This is a genomic window from Polycladomyces subterraneus (genome assembly GCF_030433435.1).
In the GTDB taxonomy this organism is placed as follows: Bacteria; Bacillota; Bacilli; order Thermoactinomycetales; family JIR-001; genus Polycladomyces; species Polycladomyces subterraneus.
The window spans coordinates 73,899-90,875 of the sequence record NZ_JANRHH010000037.1 but is presented as its reverse complement, the minus strand read 5'-3'; the positions used below and the strand labels follow the sequence as shown (position 1 = coordinate 90,875).

Sequence of the window (16,977 nt, the reverse complement as noted above, 5' to 3'; positions counted from 1 at the left end):
CCGGGAAAACAATTGGATGGTTTTCACCAGACACGACCTAAAAAGAAAAAAGCCTCCCGCAGGAGGTCTAAAAGGGAAAGTGGTTGTTTGTGGGCAAAGATCGGACACGCCCTATGGATTGAAGCGTTTATTTTGAGGAAGGCAAACTGGTGATCACGTGGTCGATCAGTCCGTATTCCTTCGCTTCCTCCGCCGTCATGAAGTAATCGCGGTCCGTGTCCTGCTCGATTTTTTCCAAGGGCTGGCCGGTACGTTCCGCCAGAATTTGATTGAGTCGATCCCGCATTTTCAAGATGCGTTTGGCGCGGATTTCGATATCGGTCGCTTGCCCTTCTGCTCCGCCCAGCGGTTGGTGAATCATCACTTCGCTGTTGGGCAAGGCATACCGTTTTCCTTTGGTGCCTGCCGCCAGCAGGAATGCCCCCATTGAAGCTGCCATCCCGATGCAGATTGTTTGGATGTCCGCTTTCACATACTGCATCGTGTCATAAATGGCCATGCCGGCAGTGATGGAGCCGCCCGGCGAGTTGATGTACAAATGGATATCCTTGTCCGGATCTTCGGCATCCAGGAACAACAGCTGGGCCACGACCAAGTTGGCCACTGCATCATTGATCGGACTACCCAGAAAGATGATCCGGTCTTTCAATAGCCGGGAGTAGATATCGTAGGAACGTTCGCCGCGGTTGGTTTGCTCAACAACAATCGGAATCAGGTTCATCCGTTGTTTCCTCCCTCGTCGGTATGTTTCTCATTTCCATCATACTCCAAAGATCAGAAAAGGTCAATAAAGGTCAAACAGTCCTGTTCGCGAACATAAAGAAAAAAGCAGCCGCATTCGGCTGCTTTTGTTTGGCGCGCCTACCAGGATTCGAACCTGGGCACCTGGTTCCGGAGACCAGCGCTCTATCCCCTGAGCTATAGGCGCATATGCGAATTCATCGAGTGACAGCTTACATTATATCGCAGGGTGTCGAATTTGACAAGCCCCCTGGATGAGTTCGCAATTTTCCAGCCTTAGCGGTGGATTTGGTTATTTCTCCATTTCTATTGAAAAAACGCAACTAGCTCGCGATATGTTACAATAAAAAGGAGAAATGACCGACACATGACAAAGGACGTGTTTGATGAATCCTAGAGCAGGCAAGCGGTGTCGGTGTATGAACCAAACACGAGTCGGATCCGACATCAATTTGTCGGTATGTGGCATATGATGTAACACGCGGAGGTGAGAATGAATGGCGCTGTCCATGGGTTACGGTTTGGTGCAGGAACAACGCATGAAATTGACGATGACGCCAGAGTTGCGCCAAGCGATTCAGATTCTGCAATACTCCGCGACCGACCTATTACATTATATCCAGGAACAACTGATTGAAAACCCGGTATTGGAAATCGACGAGACAGCAGAACGCGGTGACGCGGGGAAAAACGATTGGGACGTACAGGAGTTGCGTGCTTGGACACAGTATCTGAAACCGCGGACGGGAAGTGTGGAGCGCGAGGTAAAGGAAAATGAAGTGGACCCGATCGCTCGGATTGCCTCCCCGGAACATACGTTGACGGAGGTACTGGAAGCGCAGTTGCGGTATTTGGCGCTGTCACCGACGGAGCAGAAAGTGTGTACCTATCTGGTCGGCAATTTGGACGAAAATGGGTATCTGGATATATCTCCTGTTTATGTATGTAAGCGCTTTAATATCGATGAAGACACGATGGAGGCTTGCCTGCGGGTAATTCATTCGCTTGATCCCGCCGGGGTCGGAGCGCGTTCATTGGCCGAGTGTCTCCGTATCCAATTGGAACGAGATGAAGAACCAGACCCCATAGCACTGAAAATTGTAGAGGCCCATCTGCGGGATTTGGCGGAAGGTCGGATGAAAAAAATCGCACGCGCCCTTGATTGCGACATAGCCGTAGTCCAGCGTGCGGTGGACCGCATCAAACGCTGTAATCCCCGGCCCGGATTGGCCTATCATGTCGGTGAACCGCGGTATGTGGTTCCGGATGTCGTTGTTGAGCGGGTAGAAAATGAATATGTGGTGCTGGTCAATGACGGGTATGTGCCAAGGTTGACGGTAAGCAGGCATTATGAACAATTGCTTTACCAAGAAGATGACCGGAGCCGGCAGGCGACCCATTACCTGAAAAATTGGTTTCAATCAGCGCTGTGGTTGGTCAAAAGTATCGAACAGCGCCGACATACATTGGCCAGGGTCAGCAGCGTCATCGTCGACAAACAACGGGATTTTTTCGAGCGGGGTCTGGATTACCTCAAACCGCTCACTCTGAAGGAAATTGCGGATGAGCTGGGAATTCACGAGTCCACGGTGAGTCGGGCAACCCAGCACAAATACATGCAGACACCACGAGGATGTTTTCCATTCCGGTTTTTCTTTCCATCCGGTGTTTCCACCGATGCGGGAGGGAATACCTCTGCGGAAAGCGTGAAAAATAAAATCGAACGGTTGATTGCGCAGGAAGATAAACGTCAGCCGTTGTCCGATCAGAAAATCGCCGATCTCTTGAAGGCGGAAGGAGTCCGGATCTCGAGGAGAACGGTGGCGAAATACAGAGAAGAGATGGGGATATTGTCGTCCACCCTTCGGAAACGATACGAAAATTGAGGAATATAGGCCGTTTCGCCTTGTCAAACCCAGGTCGATTCGATACAATGAAGATGAACAGGCTGAAACCGGCCATGCTCTTTTTTTGCCGCGGATGGGACGCATTTTGCTACGAGGGACAAAAAATGTCCCAGGTGAGAAGATGGACCAACTGTTGCGGTTGCAGAAACAATTGTTGCCCGATTTGCTGGAAGTAATGCGTAAACGGTACGAAATCATGCGCCACATACAGTTGATGCAGCCGGTCGGACGCCGTTCGTTGGCGGTGGCACTGGATTCCACTGAACGAATCCTGCGCTCCGAAGTGGATTTTTTACGGTCGCAGGGATTGGTGCGCGTCGATTCGGTCGGCATGAGCCTGACAGAGCGGGGGGCGGATTTGTTGTCCGAGATGGAGCCGCTCATCAAAGATCTGTTTGGACTCACCGATTTGGAAGTGCGCCTGGCTCGTCGGCTCGGCCTGAAAAAGGTGGTCATCGTCCCGGGAGACGCGGACCAATCCGACTGGGTTAAAAAAGAAATGGGGCGCTCCGGTGCCCGGCTGTTGCGCCAGATGGCCCGGCCTGATCAAGTGGTAGCCGTTACCGGCGGGACGACGGTTGCGGCGGTGGCGGAGATGATGACGCCGACCCCGAGCCTGAAGTCTACGATGTTCGTCCCGGCACGCGGCGGATTGGGTGAGGCGGTCGAGTTGGAATCCAACTACATCGCTTCCCTGATGGCGAAAAAAACGGGCGGGGCGTACCGGCTGATGCATGTGCCCGACCAATTGAGCGACGAAGCGCGAGAGATGTTGCTCCGAGAACCGCATATTCAGGAAGTGATGGAGCTGCTGCGCAAAGCGCGAATTGTGGTGCACGGCATCGGTGAAGCGACGAAAATGGCGATCCGCAGAAAATCATCTCCGGACGAAGTGGCGCATATCCAGCACAGCGGCGCTGTGGGGGAAGCCTTCGGTTATTACCTCAACTCGAGCGGGGAGATTGTATCCCGGGTGCGCACGGTCGGTCTTCAGCTGGAGGATTTGGGCGGGATCGAATCGATCATCGCCATTGCGGGTGGCAGGAGCAAAGCACAAGCGATTGCGGCTGTGTGCCCGGCTGTGGGCAATGACGTCCTGATCACGGATGAAGCTGCCGCGCGCGCCATTCTGGAAGAAACCGAAGCGAGTGGAGAGGAACCATCCAACCAGAACGGTTCCTTTCAAAAACAACACTAAGCTTAGGAGGGTTAACTATGGGCAAAACAAAAATTGCGATCAACGGTTTCGGACGCATCGGACGGGCAGTGTTCCGGAATGCGCTGAATCATCCGGAGTTGGAAGTGGTGGCGGTCAATGACCTGACCGATGCCAAAACGCTCGCACACTTGCTGAAATATGACTCGGTTCACGGCAAAATGGACGTGTCCGTCGAAGTGACTGACGAAGGTTTCGTGGTGGACGGCAAAACCGTACGGGTGATCGCCGAGCGTGACCCGGCACAACTGCCTTGGGGCGAACTGGGTGTCGATCTCGTCGTTGAATCGACCGGTCGTTTCACCAAACGGGACGATGCGGCCAAACACCTGGAAGCTGGCGCGAAAAAAGTGATCATCTCTGCTCCGGCCAAAAACGAAGACCTGACCGTGGTGATGGGTGTCAACGAGGACAAATACGATCCGTCCGCTCATCAAGTGATCTCCAACGCTTCGTGCACGACCAACTGCTTGGCACCCGTGGTCAAAGTGCTGCATGAGCAGTTCGGCGTTCGTCGCGGCCTGATGACGACTGTGCACTCCTACACCAACGACCAACAAATTCTGGACCTGCCGCATAAAGACTTGCGCCGCGCACGTGCAGCGGGTATGTCGATCATTCCGACGACGACCGGTGCCGCTGTGGCCGTGGCCAAAGTATTGCCTGAGCTGGCCGGCAAATTGAACGGTTTCGCGATGCGCGTGCCGACGCCGAACGTTTCTGTGGTGGACTTTGTGGCTGAGCTGGAAAAAGAAGTAACTGTCGAAGGGGTGAATGAAGCTCTGCGTCAAGCGGCCGAAGGCAAACTGAAAGGTATCCTCGGATACTCCGACGAGCCGTTGGTATCCCGCGACTTCAACGGAGATACCCGCTCTTCGATCGTGGATGCTCTGTCCACCATGGTTCTGGAAGGCAACATGGTGAAAGTGGTCTCCTGGTACGACAACGAGTGGGGTTACTCCAACCGCGTGGTGGATCTGGCTGCGTATATTGCTAAGCGGGGGCTCTAAGACTAGAATATAGGTGAAAATCGGGGAAGAGGAGAGTGGGAGCGGTTTTCTCTCCTCTTTCTCATGCCAAGGAGGATTGGCCCAGATGAACAAAAAGACGATCCGAGACGTGGATGTACGTGGCAAACGCGTGTTTTGTCGAGTAGATTTCAATGTGCCGATGGAAGATGGGCGGATTACCGATGATACGCGGATTCGTGCGGCATTGCCGACGATTCGTTATTTGACGGAACAAGGAGCGAAAGTGATTCTCGCCAGCCACCTGGGCCGTCCCAAAGGGCGGGTAGTGGAAGAGCTGCGCTTGGCACCGGTAGCGAAACGGCTGGCCGAGTTGTTGGAAAAACCGGTCGATTATGTGGAGGAAACTGTCGGGGAAGAAGTGGAACGCCGGGTGGCAGCACTGAACGAAGGCGACGTGCTGCTGTTGGAGAACGTGCGCTTTGAACCGGGTGAAGAGAAAAACGATCCCGAATTGGCCCGCGCGTTTGCAAATCTGGCCGATCTGTTCGTCAACGACGCGTTCGGAGCAGCGCACCGGGCGCATGCGTCGACGGCCGGTATCGCCGAACACTTGCCCGCAGTGGCCGGCTTCCTGATGCAAAAAGAGCTGGAAACGCTGGGGCGTGCGTTGGAAGCCCCCGAGCGGCCGTTTACGGCGATCATCGGCGGGGCCAAAGTGCGGGACAAAATCGGTGTGATCGAAAACCTGTTGGAAAAAGTGGACAACCTGCTGATCGGCGGCGGTTTGTCCTATACGTTCGTCAAAGCGCAGGGATATGAAATCGGCAAATCCCTGCTGGAAGAGGACAAGCTGGAACTGGCCCGTTCCTTCATGGAAAAGGCAAAAGCCAAAGGAGTGCGCCTTCTGCTGCCGGTCGACGTGGTCGTGGCTGATCGGTTTGCCCCGGATGCTCGGGCGGAAACGGTGGCCATCGACTCGATTCCGGCAGACATGGAAGCGATGGATATCGGGCCGAAAACGCGGGAACTGTTTGCTGAAGTGGTGAAAAGCTCGCGGCTGGTCATTTGGAACGGTCCGATGGGTGTGTTTGAATTTGACCGATTTGCCCACGGTACTAATGCGGTGGCTCAAGTTTTGGTGGATTCCGAAGCGCTCACCATCGTTGGTGGAGGCGATTCGGCGGCGGCTATCGAGAAAGCTGGTCTGGCGGATCGTGTGAGCCACGTGTCCACCGGCGGTGGTGCGTCGTTAGAGATGATGGAAGGAAAAGCGCTGCCGGGAGTTGTCGCTTTGGACGACCGGGAATGATTGAAAGTTGCAGGTGGTTGACCAATCGACGTAAAGGTTCTCCCGGAAGATACTATTTGAGTCTGGATACGGCAACCTCAAGTTGAACCGATAAGGTGGTGTGACTGGTGCGCAAACCCGTAATCGCAGGCAACTGGAAAATGCACAAGACCAGCGCGGAAGCTCTTGCGTTTTTCCGCGCATTGAAAGCGTCCAAAGAAACGAAAGACGTGGAAACTGTCATCTGTGCGCCGTTCACGGCTTTGCCCGCTTTGGTGGAAGCGGCGAAGGACAGCGGTATTGGTATCGGTGCGCAAAACATGCACTGGGAAGAAAAGGGAGCGTTTACGGGTGAAATCAGCCCCGTGATGTTGAAGGACCTGGGGGTGCAGTACGTCATCCTCGGCCATTCGGAACGGCGGTCGTATTTCGCCGAGACGGACGAAACAGTGAACAAAAAAGTGCATGCCGCATTTGCTCATGAATTAATTCCGATCATTTGCGTCGGTGAAACGCTGGAGGAACGGGAAGCGGGGCAAACAAAACAGGTTGTGGGTCAACAGGTGGAAAAAGCGTTGGCTGGTCTCTCAAGCGAACAGGTGAAGCGCGTCATCATCGCTTACGAGCCGGTTTGGGCGATCGGATCGGGCAAGGCGTCCACGGCTGATGATGCGCAAGAAGTGATTGGATTCATCCGCAAGATGGTAGCCAACCAATACGATCAGCAAGTGGCAAACGAAGTGCGCATTCAATATGGCGGCAGCGTCAAACCAGACAATATCGGCGCATTCCTGGATCAGCCGGACATCGATGGTGCGCTGGTCGGCGGCGCCAGCCTGGAACCGGAGTCGTTTGACCGTCTGGTGACTGCGTCGGTACGGGGGGATCTCGCATGAGTCGACGCAAACCAGTCGCCCTCATCATTTTGGATGGCTTTGCCTTGCGCGACGAGGTGCATGGCAATGCCGTAGCGCAAGCGAACAAACCCAACTTCGACCGTTACTGGTCCACCTACCCGCATGCGACGCTTCGGGCGAGCGGAGAAGCCGTCGGTCTGCCTGACGGTCAGATGGGCAACTCCGAGGTAGGCCATCTGAATATCGGCGCCGGGCGAATCGTATACCAGGATTTGACGCGGATCACCAAAGCGATTCAAGACGGTTCCTTCTTTGAAAATGACGTGTTGCTCAACGCTGTTCGCCATGTAAAGGAAAAAGGTACGCAGTTGCACCTGTTGGGACTGCTTTCCGACGGGGGCGTCCATTCCCACATCAACCATCTGTTTGCTCTGCTGGAACTGGCCAAGCGGGAAGGCGTGGACAACGTCGTCGTGCACGCGTTTCTTGACGGACGCGATGTAGGACCGGATACCGGCGTCACTTACCTGAAACAGCTGCAGGATGTAATCGCGGAAAAAGGAGTGGGCCGCATCGCCACGGTGCAAGGGCGTTATTACGCCATGGATCGGGACAAACGGTGGGATCGAGTGGAGAAATCCTACCGTGCGATGGTGTACGGGGAAGGACCGACCCATACCGATCCAGTGGCCGCTGTGGAGCGGTCGTATCAGGAAGAGATCTACGACGAGTTCGTCGTTCCGACCGTGATCACGGACCAAGACGGTAACCCGGTAGCTCGGGTGCAGGACGGCGATGCCATGATCTTCTTCAACTTCCGACCCGATCGCGCGATCCAGCTGTCGCAAGCGTTCACCCGCGACGACTTCGACGGATTCGACCGGGGAGAAGGCCGACCGAACGGATTGCACTATGTGTGCATGACCCACTACAGCGAGACGGTCAATGGCGAAGTCGCTTTCCCCACGGTGGATTTGACGCGGACATTTGGCGAAGTGGTGGCCGAACACGGATTGAAACAACTGCGGATCGCGGAAACGGAGAAATACCCGCACGTCACCTTCTTCTTCAGCGGGGGCCGGGAAGAGCCGTTCCCGGGAGAAGATCGAATCCTGATCCATTCACCCAAAGTGGCCACTTATGACCTGAAGCCGGAGATGAGTGCCTACGAGGTGACCGATGCCTTGGTCAAAGAGATCGAGGCCGGTAAACACGATGCCATCATCCTCAACTTCGCTAACCCGGACATGGTGGGTCACTCGGGCAAATTGGAGCCGACGATCCGCGCGGTGGAGGCCGTGGATGAATGCCTGGGCCGCGTGGTCGAGGCGGTATTGGCCCAAGGGGGTGTGGCCGTCATCACGGCGGACCATGGCAATGCCGATATGGTGCTCACGGCCGATAACCGACCGGTGACGTCCCATACCACCAACCCGGTACCGTTTATCGTCACCGACAAAAACGTGAAACTGCGCGAAGAGGGGATTTTGGCGGATATCGCGCCGACCTTGCTGCATCTGTTGGGCATCGAACAGCCGGAGGAAATGACCGGACGCTCGATGATTGAATCATAAAGTCAATGCAACAATTCAAGGAGGCAGACGAATCATGACGAGAATCGTGGACGTATACGCACGGGAAGTGCTGGACTCTCGAGGCAATCCGACTGTTGAAGTGGAAGTGGTGCTGGAATCGGGCGATGTGGGCCGTGCGATTGTTCCGTCCGGTGCATCCACCGGTGCTTATGAGGCCGTGGAATTGCGTGACGGTGACAAAGAGCGCTATCTCGGCAAAGGCGTCCTGAAAGCTGTGCAACACGTGAACGAAATCATCGCCCCCGAGCTGGAAGGTTGGGACGCTACCGACCAAGTGGGCATCGACAAACACCTGATCGAGCTGGACGGTACGCCTAACAAGGGGAAACTGGGTGCCAACGCCATCCTGGGCGTCTCCATGGCCGTGGCGCGTGCGGCTGCAGAAGCACTTGGCGTTCCGTTGTACAACTACCTGGGTGGATTCAACGCCAAAACTCTGCCCGTGCCGATGATGAACATCCTGAACGGCGGAAAACATGCTGACAACAACGTGGACATTCAAGAGTTCATGATCATGCCGGTGGGAGCGCCCTCCTTCCATGAAGGTTTGCGCATGGGAGCAGAAATCTTCCATAACCTGAAGGCTGTATTGAAAGAGAAAGGCCTCGCCACTTCCGTCGGGGATGAAGGCGGCTTCGCGCCCAACCTGTCCTCCAACGAGGAAGCATTGCAAACCATCGTGGCTGCGATCGAACGGGCCGGATATAAGCCGGGTGAAGATGTCCTGCTCGCACTCGATGTGGCGGCGACCGAGCTGTACAAAGATGGCCAATATCATTTGGCAGGAGAAGGCGTCACCCGCTCCTCCGAGGAAATGATCGCCTTCTATGAAGAACTGGTTTCCAAATACCCGGTTGTCTCCATCGAAGACGGCTTGTCCGAAGACGATTGGGACGGCTGGAAACAGCTGACCGAACGTCTGGGTGGCAAAGTCCAGCTGGTGGGCGACGATCTGTTCGTCACCAACACCGAGCGCCTGTCCCAAGGTATTCAAAAAGGCGTGGGCAACTCCATCCTGATCAAAGTGAACCAAATCGGCACCCTGACTGAAACGTTCGATGCCATCGAAATGGCGAAACGTGCCGGTTACACCGCGGTTATTTCCCACCGCTCCGGTGAGTCGGAGGACACCACCATCGCTGACATCGCCGTGGCGACCGGCGCGGGTCAAATCAAAACGGGTGCACCGTCGCGTACTGACCGCGTGGCCAAATACAACCAGCTCCTGCGCATCGAAGACGAGCTGGCTGAAACAGCACAATATCCGGGTAAAACCGCGTTCTACAACCTGCGCGGATAATAGCGTTGTTTCACCTGCCGCCGGCACTGACGCCGGCGGTTTTTGCTGCCGAAGGTTGGATCATCATCTGTATGTTTCCTTTCTCTGGGTATGTTATAAAGAGCGAGCGGGAAAACCCAGCCCTTCAGGGGTTGGGATGAAAGCGAGTTTTCTTTGTTTTGTTTGTGACTTCTTCGTTGTTTTTCGACGGATCTCCAGAGAGGTTTTCACCGCTCCCAGAGCCGTACCCACGATTGACACCACCATCAAGACAGTCCTCGATGTTTCCGCGGATACACCATCACCTCCTTTCAAACGAAAGTGACGGCGCCCCCGCCCCTAGCCTCCGCAAGCTCTTTCATCCTACTCATTTTTCATCCTGTAGGGATATAGCTTCATCCCTTTCTCCTTCCACCGTGAGAAATGCCAGTGTCTTTTTCTCCCACTTCCCTTTATTGAAAACACGCCTCCGATGTGGTACAGTATCCCCAGTGAGATTCGGGAGGTAGATTGGTTTGGAAATCGCAGCAAAGATTTTGTTGGCGATCGTGAGTATCGCATTGATCATCGTCGTTCTGCTTCAATCCGGAAAAAGCCCGGGCCTCTCCGGTGCGATTGGCGGTGGAGCGGAGCAACTGTTGGGTAAAACGAAAGCGCGCGGCATCGATTCACTTCTCAACAAAATCACCGTGGTGCTGGCGACGTTGTTCATCATACTCACTTTGTTGGTTGGATATTTTGTGAAATAACGCCAAACATGATTCCCATCCAATGCGGGAACGATAGCAGTAACGGATCAACAGCGGGTATTTCCCGGCTGTTTTTCTTTTGAAGCCGCAAGAAGGAGCGTATAACGGTGGAAGGGTTTTTGCTGATCCATGGTTACGCCGGTACGCCGTATGACGTCCAACCTGTACTCGATCGTTTGCAGGAGTTGAACTTGCCGGTGTCCGCTCCACTTCTGGCCGGACACGGCGGTACGCGAAAAGAAATGCGATCGTCCTCTTGGCAGGACTGGATTCGAAGTGCCGAAGAGGCGTTGATCCAGCTTCGACGAGAGTGCGATCCTGTCCATCTGGTTGGTTTTTCAATGGGAAGCCTCATTGCCATCGATCTGGCAGTGCGTTATTCCGTCGGCAAGATGGCGTTGCTCAGCCCGGCAGTCTATTCGATTAACGCACCGGAAATCGTTCGCGGCATGGCGGATACGTTGAAAAGCCCGTTTGACAAACGCGTTCGAGCCTTGCCGCTCAAAGTCTATATGAGGCGCACCATGCGCTCTTCGTTTCGCTCCTTCGCCCAGTTTTTCCAACTGGTGGAACACGTCCGTCCCAAATTTGGCGATGTTCGTGTCCCTACACTGATCATTCAAGGAAAACGTGACGATGTGGTCAAACCCAAAGGTGCGATCCATCTCTACCATCAAATCGGTTCAACCGAGAAGAAGCTGGTGCTATTGCCACAATCCCGGCACCTGATCTGTCATGATTGTGAAGTGGTGGAGATGATGCGGGAAATTGAAACTTTTTTCGGCCTGCCCATACGAAACCCTGAGCCGGTACAAGAACAAGCCTCTTTTTGAAAGGGGTTGTCAAACCGGCGGCAAGGTTGTACAATATAGTCTTGTCTGGTGGTGATAGCGGAGGGGAACCACCCGTTCCCATTCCGAACACGGAAGTTAAGCCCTCCAGCGCCGATGGTACTTGGGGCGGGAGCCCCTGGGAGAGTAGGACGCTGCCAGGCAGGTGAGGCGGTTCGCTGATAGGCGAGCCGCCTGTTTTTTTTTTTTTTTTGCAAAATCCGGGTTTGAATTTGGCCAGATACACTACAAATCAAACTAAAAATCCCTGTTCTTGGATAAACCCTCTTGCGTTATTCGCGACATAGATTTATATTGGTACCTGGCTTCATTCATCATTATCGCAAACGGTGGTCAAATTGATCGATACGATACTTGAATTGCATCAAGAAGTGGCTCTCGAAGAGATTCGGGAGAGGATCAGGCAATGCATCTGTATGGAGCTGCTTGTCGCTTTGTTGGAAAATGACAAGCCGCTGACCAAACCGATGCACACCGGATGGATTTTTGCGCAATTTATGGATGCGGTAATCCAAACCATCCGGGATGATCTCACAGCGATGAAAGAGAATTTGCAATCCAACGGTGTGGAAATGATTTCATTGACACAGGACGCGTTTGGTCGCACCGTTAAATTTGCGGTCGGTGGCCAAGTCTATGAAGAGCGTTATCTTAACGAATCTATCCGTGTGGAATGCGACGAATTGCTTCGGATGATCCTGGGGCTGAAATGACGCCTGTAAAAAAGCCCGTTCCTGGTTGGGCAACGGCCTTTCGACGATTTTTCACGCAATGCTATTCGGGTTTACCGACATCGGTGGTGGTGTGCGGTATGATGTACCGCATCCGCAGATGTGATGGAAACCGCCTCCCGCTTCCTCCCCCTCATTTTCCGCTCTCGATACTTCCAGGATATCCCTTGAATCATTTTGCTTCTCAACAAGAATCAATAACAGCTTGAACCGTAGGTAGTATATCTGTGTCAGGTTTGCTTGTGGTATCGTAAGGTTATCCGAATATCTTCAGCAAGGCAGGGAATGAATGAAAATAAGAAAGCGGGAGGTTAGCCGAATGAAAATCGTCCGTCGTTCTCCGGACCCGTTTTTTTATGAAGGTGGGGAGATCGGCGTATTGCTGATTCACGGATTTACCGGAACCCCGTCTGAACTGCGCCCAATGGGGGAATATCTTAAAGAGCGGGGATACACGGTGCATGCGCCACTATTGGCCGGGCACGGCACGTCGCCGGAGGAGATGGCTTGCACGACGTGGGAGGATTGGTGGAACAGCACCGTAGAAGCGTATCGGCGTTTGCGGGAATCGGGTGTTCGTCGTGTGTTTGCCGCAGGTTTGTCGATGGGTGGTTCACTGGTGCTCAACCTGGCACGACAATATCCACTCGACGGTGTGATCGCGATGTGTGCACCCGTTTACCTCAAGGATAAGCGAGTCCATGCCGTCAATCTGATTCGCTGGGTGATGCCGTATCAGATCCGGCGTGGAACCAAACCGGCGCACATCGAGGAACACTTGGTCCCTTACGATCGAACGCCGCTCAAATGCGTTTCCAGCCTGCAGCGACTGATCCGCCACGTACGAAGCCATCTGCATGAAATCCGGGTGCCGGCCCTTGTCGTACAGGCGGAACTGGATGAAACGGTGGACCCTCGAAGTGCACATTATATATACGAAAAGATCGGTTCTACTGTCAAACACCTGAAATGGTACAACAAGTCGTCCCACATCATCACACTTGACCGGGAACGGGAGCAATTGTTTGCTGATGTGGATGCATTTATGCAAGAAGTGGACCAATCAATATCCACAAGGGAGAGCGGAAAGGGGTCTTGATATGATCGAAGAACAAGAGATTTTGACGTTTATGAGAAAAAAAGCGTACAAACCGCTGACATTCATGGAATTGGTCGAAGCATTTGCGATCGATGAGGAAGAGATCGAGGCATTTCGATCTTTGATCGACCGTATGGAACAAGAAGGCAGAATCGTACAGACCAGGTCTCAGCGGTTTGGGGTGCCCGAGCGATTCAATCTCGTGCGCGGAATACTGCAGGGACATCCCAAAGGGTTTGGTTTCGTCGTGCAGGACCGGCCTAACGCACCGGACATCTACGTTCATCCCAACGACATGAACGGGGCGATGGACGGCGATACGGTGCTCGTTCGCCTACAGGGGAAACAAGCACGGAACATGCGGCCTGAAGGGGAAATTGTCCGTATTTTGAAACGGGGTCGCACTGTCGTGGTGGGAACGTTCACCAGCCCGTCCTCACACTTCGGGTTCGTCATTCCTGACGACAAACGCCTGCCGACAGACATATTTATTTCCCCGGAGGCACGAAATGGTGCCAAACAAGGGGACAAAGTGGTTGTCGAGCTGCATCACATTCCCGACAGCCGTTTCACAGCAGAGGGTGTCGTCACGGAAGTGCTGGGTCACAAAGATGATCCGGGTGTCGATATCCTCTCCATCATTCGCAAATACCAACTGCCCGAGGCTTTCCCTGAAGAAGTGCTGGCCGAAGCCGAACAAATCCCCACCGAGATCGATCCGGCGGAAATCGAGGGACGGCGGGATCTGCGAGACCGTACGATGGTTACCATCGATGGGGAAGACGCCAAGGACTTGGACGATGCGGTGTCTGTGGAGCGCCTGCCCAACGGCAATATCCTCCTCGGCGTCCATATCGCCGATGTCAGCTATTATGTGAAAGAAGGGAGTGCGCTGGATCGGGAAGCCTATGCCCGGGGCAACAGCGTCTATCTCGTGGACCGGGTGATCCCCATGTTGCCACAGCGGCTGTCCAATGGCATCTGCAGTCTCAACCCGCAGGTGGACCGTCTAACACTCACCTGCGATATGGAAATCGACCCGAATGGCAATGTTGTCAGCCACGATATCTATCCCAGCGTCATCCGTACGAATGAACGGATGACCTATACTGCCGTCAAACGCATCCTGGAGGACGAAGATCCCGAGCTGATCGCGCGTTATGAGCCATTGGTGGACGATTTCCGCTTGATGGCGGATCTGGCCCGTACATTGCGGAAAAAGCGTCTCAAACGGGGAGCCATTGATTTCAATTTCACGGAAGCCAAAATCAAGGTAGACGAAAACGGAAAACCGGTTGAAATTGTGAAACGGCCGCGCACGATTGCCGAGCAGTTGATCGAGGAATTCATGCTTTGCGCCAACGAAACGGTGGCGGAGCATTTCGCCTGGGCGGATATCCCGTTTTTGTACCGGATTCACGAAAATCCGGATACGGAAAAACTGCAGGCGTTTTACGAGTTCATCACCCATTTCGGTTACAGTGTCAAAGGGCGGGCGGATAAAGTGAAACCCCGCGCGCTCCAGGAGTTGTTGGAGAAAATCAGCGGCAAACCTGAGGAAACACTGATCAGCACCGTCCTGCTCCGTTCGATGAAGCAGGCGCGTTATGCTGCGGAATGCACGGGCCACTTCGGGTTGGCGGCAACGTTTTACTGCCACTTCACCTCACCGATCCGGAGGTATCCCGATCTGGTCATTCACCGCATCATCCGAGAAGTATTGGCCAATGGGACGTTGTCCCCTGAACGGATGAACCAGTTGAAAGAAAAACTGCCGGATATTGCCCAGCAATGCTCGGTTCGTGAGCGCATCGCCGTTGAAGCGGAGCGGGAGACGGACGATCTGAAAAAAGCCGAGTTTATGCTGGACAAAATAGGACAGGAGTTTGATGGTATCATCAGTGGCGTCACCTCGTTTGGTATTTTTGTCGAATTGGACAACACCGTCGAAGGACTGGTGCACATCAGCTACATGACAGACGACTATTATCACTACGATGAAAATGCCTATTGCCTGATCGGGGAGCGCACGGGGAACATTTTCCGCATTGGGGACCGGGTTCGCGTTCGAGTGGCCGGTGTAAACATCGACGAGCACAAGGTGGACTTCGAGCTGGTACCGGAATGGGAAGAGGGCGGACTGTTCCAGCGAAGCCCTAAGCGAAAAAATGGCAGGAAAGAGACGGATTCGGAGTCGAGAATGCGCAAGGGAAAAAAGAAAAAGAAAGCCAAAAAAGCGGAAAAACAGGCGAAGGGGAAAAAGAAGAAGTCCTGAAATGGTCGTTTCTGGTTGAGTGACATGACCCTGATACGGACGAAACAACCGACCGGAATAACGGAGAGCGCCTCCTCGTTGTTCCGGTCGGTTAGGGGGATGCTTTGAGCCTCTCGCGTTTGAAAAAGAGTTGACGAGTCATCCGATTGGTTGTTACAATGATAATTGCTACTTTTTCATGCGCGCAGGGGGGGTGAGCACAATGCCGAAAAAAGGTACTAAAGTGATTGCACGCAACAAGAAGGCGACGCATGACTACCACATCGAGGAGACACTGGAAGCAGGCATTGTCCTCACCGGTACTGAGATCAAGTCGATCCGACAGGGCCGGGTCAACCTGAAGGACAGCTACGCGCGCATCAAAGACGGAGAAGTATACGTGGTCAACATGCATATCAGCCCGTATGAGCAGGGCAATCGCTTCAACCACGACCCGACCCGGGAACGCAAATTGCTCCTGCACAAGCAGGAAATCAATAAACTGATCGGCCTTACGCAACAAAAAGGGTATACCTTGGTACCGTTGGATGTTCATTTGCGTAATGGTTTCGCCAAAGTGGAGTTGGCGTTGGCCAAAGGGAAGAAACTGTACGACAAACGCGCCGCTATTGCCAAACGCGACGCTGAGCGCGAAATTCAGCGGCAATTGAAGGAACGTATTCGGGGCTGAACAAAAAAATTGTTTCGAAATCAAAATTCCCTCTTTACAAAGGGTGAAATCGGTGATAATATAAATAACTGTCGAGGCCATAGAAGCTTGGCCGAAACAGTGCAGACTCGTCAGAATCCTGGGGGCGTTTTGGGATTCGACGGGGATAGATCGAGCGTTAGCTGCGAGCCGAGGGGTTGCGTCCTTCGTAAAAAACGCAAGGCCAAATGTAACTGGCAAACAAGAAAACTACGCTCTGGCTGCTTAATTCCAGCCAGGATCCACTTCACCATCGCCCGTGTGGTGAAGCTGGGTCTCAACTTCAGCGGGCTAGCTAACCGGAGTCGTCACCGGCCGGTTGGCGAAACTGAGGTGACTGGTCCGTAGGAACGCCTGTCACTGGGCAGTCCGACGGACAAGATCCCAATACAGTGACTACGCTCGTAGACGCTGACGCGGCGATATCTTCGGACAGCGGTTCGACTCCGCTCGCCTCCACCAAATGCATATGCTGATGTAGCTCAGTTGGTAGAGCACTTCACTCGTAATGAAGGGGTCGGGGGTTCGAGTCCCTCCATCAGCACCACTTCTTTTGAAAGAGGAACAGGCTACACCTGTTCTTCTTTTTAGTTGTATCAATTTAAAAACAATGTCTGATTGCTGTCTTGGACTTTTTTTATAGGCATCATTGGAAAAGATTTCTTGCACCATAACTTTTCGTTCGTCAATAAGGCGCGCCCAAACAAGCCCTTGGGTGGGCTTTTTTAGT

Annotated in this window: 14 protein-coding genes, 2 tRNA genes, 1 rRNA gene and 1 other RNA gene; 16 read left to right on the top strand and 2 right to left on the bottom strand. The window is 53.7% G+C overall.

Features of this window, described 5'->3' with window-relative positions; translation table 11 throughout:
- Positions 1-127: 127 nt before the first annotated feature.
- Positions 128-721 (bottom strand): ATP-dependent Clp endopeptidase proteolytic subunit ClpP, encoded by a 594-nt coding sequence (clpP, locus tag NWF35_RS10520; protein WP_301239004.1) that lies wholly within the window; start codon positions 719-721, stop codon positions 128-130.
- A 132-nt stretch (positions 722-853) separates the two neighbouring features.
- A tRNA-Arg gene (locus NWF35_RS10515) sits at positions 854-928 on the bottom strand.
- Between the two features lie 310 nt (positions 929-1,238).
- Here NWF35_RS10515 and rpoN point away from each other — a divergent pair.
- The 16 genes from rpoN (at position 1,239) to NWF35_RS10435 (ending at position 16,794) form a co-directional block, all read left to right on the top strand.
- The gene (gene rpoN, locus NWF35_RS10510) at positions 1,239-2,627 is read left to right on the top strand and encodes an RNA polymerase factor sigma-54 (RefSeq protein WP_301239003.1); all 1,389 of its coding nucleotides are present in this window, start codon (positions 1,239-1,241) and stop codon (positions 2,625-2,627) included.
- Positions 2,628-2,769: 142 nt separating this feature from the next.
- Entirely contained in the window at positions 2,770-3,846 is a 1,077-nt protein-coding gene (locus tag NWF35_RS10505; RefSeq protein WP_301239002.1) for a sugar-binding transcriptional regulator, read from the top strand.
- 17 nt (positions 3,847-3,863) lie between these two features.
- On the top strand, positions 3,864-4,874 hold the full coding sequence (locus NWF35_RS10500) for an ArsJ-associated glyceraldehyde-3-phosphate dehydrogenase (protein WP_301239001.1): 1,011 nt from the start codon (positions 3,864-3,866) through the stop codon (positions 4,872-4,874).
- Positions 4,875-4,959: 85 nt separating this feature from the next.
- Positions 4,960-6,144, top strand: a complete 1,185-nt coding sequence (locus NWF35_RS10495) for a phosphoglycerate kinase (RefSeq protein ID WP_301239000.1) — start codon at positions 4,960-4,962, stop codon at positions 6,142-6,144.
- 107 nt (positions 6,145-6,251) lie between these two features.
- Positions 6,252-7,019 carry a triose-phosphate isomerase gene (gene tpiA, locus NWF35_RS10490; protein WP_301238999.1) on the top strand — a complete coding sequence of 256 codons (768 nt, stop codon included), beginning with the start codon at positions 6,252-6,254 and terminating at the stop codon, positions 7,017-7,019.
- Complete coding sequence (gpmI, locus tag NWF35_RS10485) at positions 7,016-8,554, top strand: 2,3-bisphosphoglycerate-independent phosphoglycerate mutase (protein WP_301238998.1); 1,539 nt, start codon at positions 7,016-7,018, stop codon at positions 8,552-8,554. Before tpiA ends, gpmI begins: the two co-directional genes overlap by 4 nt.
- 34 nt (positions 8,555-8,588) lie before the next feature.
- Positions 8,589-9,875 (top strand): phosphopyruvate hydratase, encoded by a 1,287-nt coding sequence (gene eno, locus NWF35_RS10480; RefSeq protein WP_301238997.1) that lies wholly within the window; start codon positions 8,589-8,591, stop codon positions 9,873-9,875.
- Between the two features lie 494 nt (positions 9,876-10,369).
- Entirely contained in the window at positions 10,370-10,603 is a 234-nt protein-coding gene (gene secG / locus NWF35_RS10475) for a preprotein translocase subunit SecG (RefSeq protein WP_301238996.1), read from the top strand.
- 107 nt (positions 10,604-10,710) lie between these two features.
- Positions 10,711-11,436 (top strand): alpha/beta hydrolase, encoded by a 726-nt coding sequence (locus NWF35_RS10470; protein WP_301238995.1) that lies wholly within the window; start codon positions 10,711-10,713, stop codon positions 11,434-11,436.
- A gap of 44 nt (positions 11,437-11,480) precedes the next feature.
- Positions 11,481-11,597, top strand: a 5S ribosomal RNA gene (gene rrf / locus NWF35_RS10465).
- A gap of 195 nt (positions 11,598-11,792) precedes the next feature.
- Entirely contained in the window at positions 11,793-12,167 is a 375-nt protein-coding gene (locus NWF35_RS10460; protein WP_301238994.1) for a YhjD family protein, read from the top strand.
- Positions 12,168-12,504: 337 nt separating this feature from the next.
- Positions 12,505-13,284, top strand: coding sequence for an alpha/beta hydrolase (locus NWF35_RS10455; RefSeq protein WP_301238993.1), 780 nt, complete (start codon positions 12,505-12,507; stop codon positions 13,282-13,284).
- A gap of 1 nt (position 13,285) precedes the next feature.
- The gene (rnr, locus tag NWF35_RS10450; RefSeq protein ID WP_301238992.1) at positions 13,286-15,559 is read left to right on the top strand and encodes a ribonuclease R; all 2,274 of its coding nucleotides are present in this window, start codon (positions 13,286-13,288) and stop codon (positions 15,557-15,559) included.
- A 202-nt stretch (positions 15,560-15,761) separates the two neighbouring features.
- On the top strand, positions 15,762-16,229 hold the full coding sequence (gene smpB / locus NWF35_RS10445) for an SsrA-binding protein SmpB (protein ID WP_301238991.1): 468 nt from the start codon (positions 15,762-15,764) through the stop codon (positions 16,227-16,229).
- A 120-nt stretch (positions 16,230-16,349) separates the two neighbouring features.
- Positions 16,350-16,709: a transfer-messenger RNA gene (gene ssrA / locus NWF35_RS10440) on the top strand.
- A gap of 9 nt (positions 16,710-16,718) precedes the next feature.
- Positions 16,719-16,794, top strand: a tRNA-Thr gene (locus tag NWF35_RS10435).
- Positions 16,795-16,977: the final 183 nt, after the last annotated feature.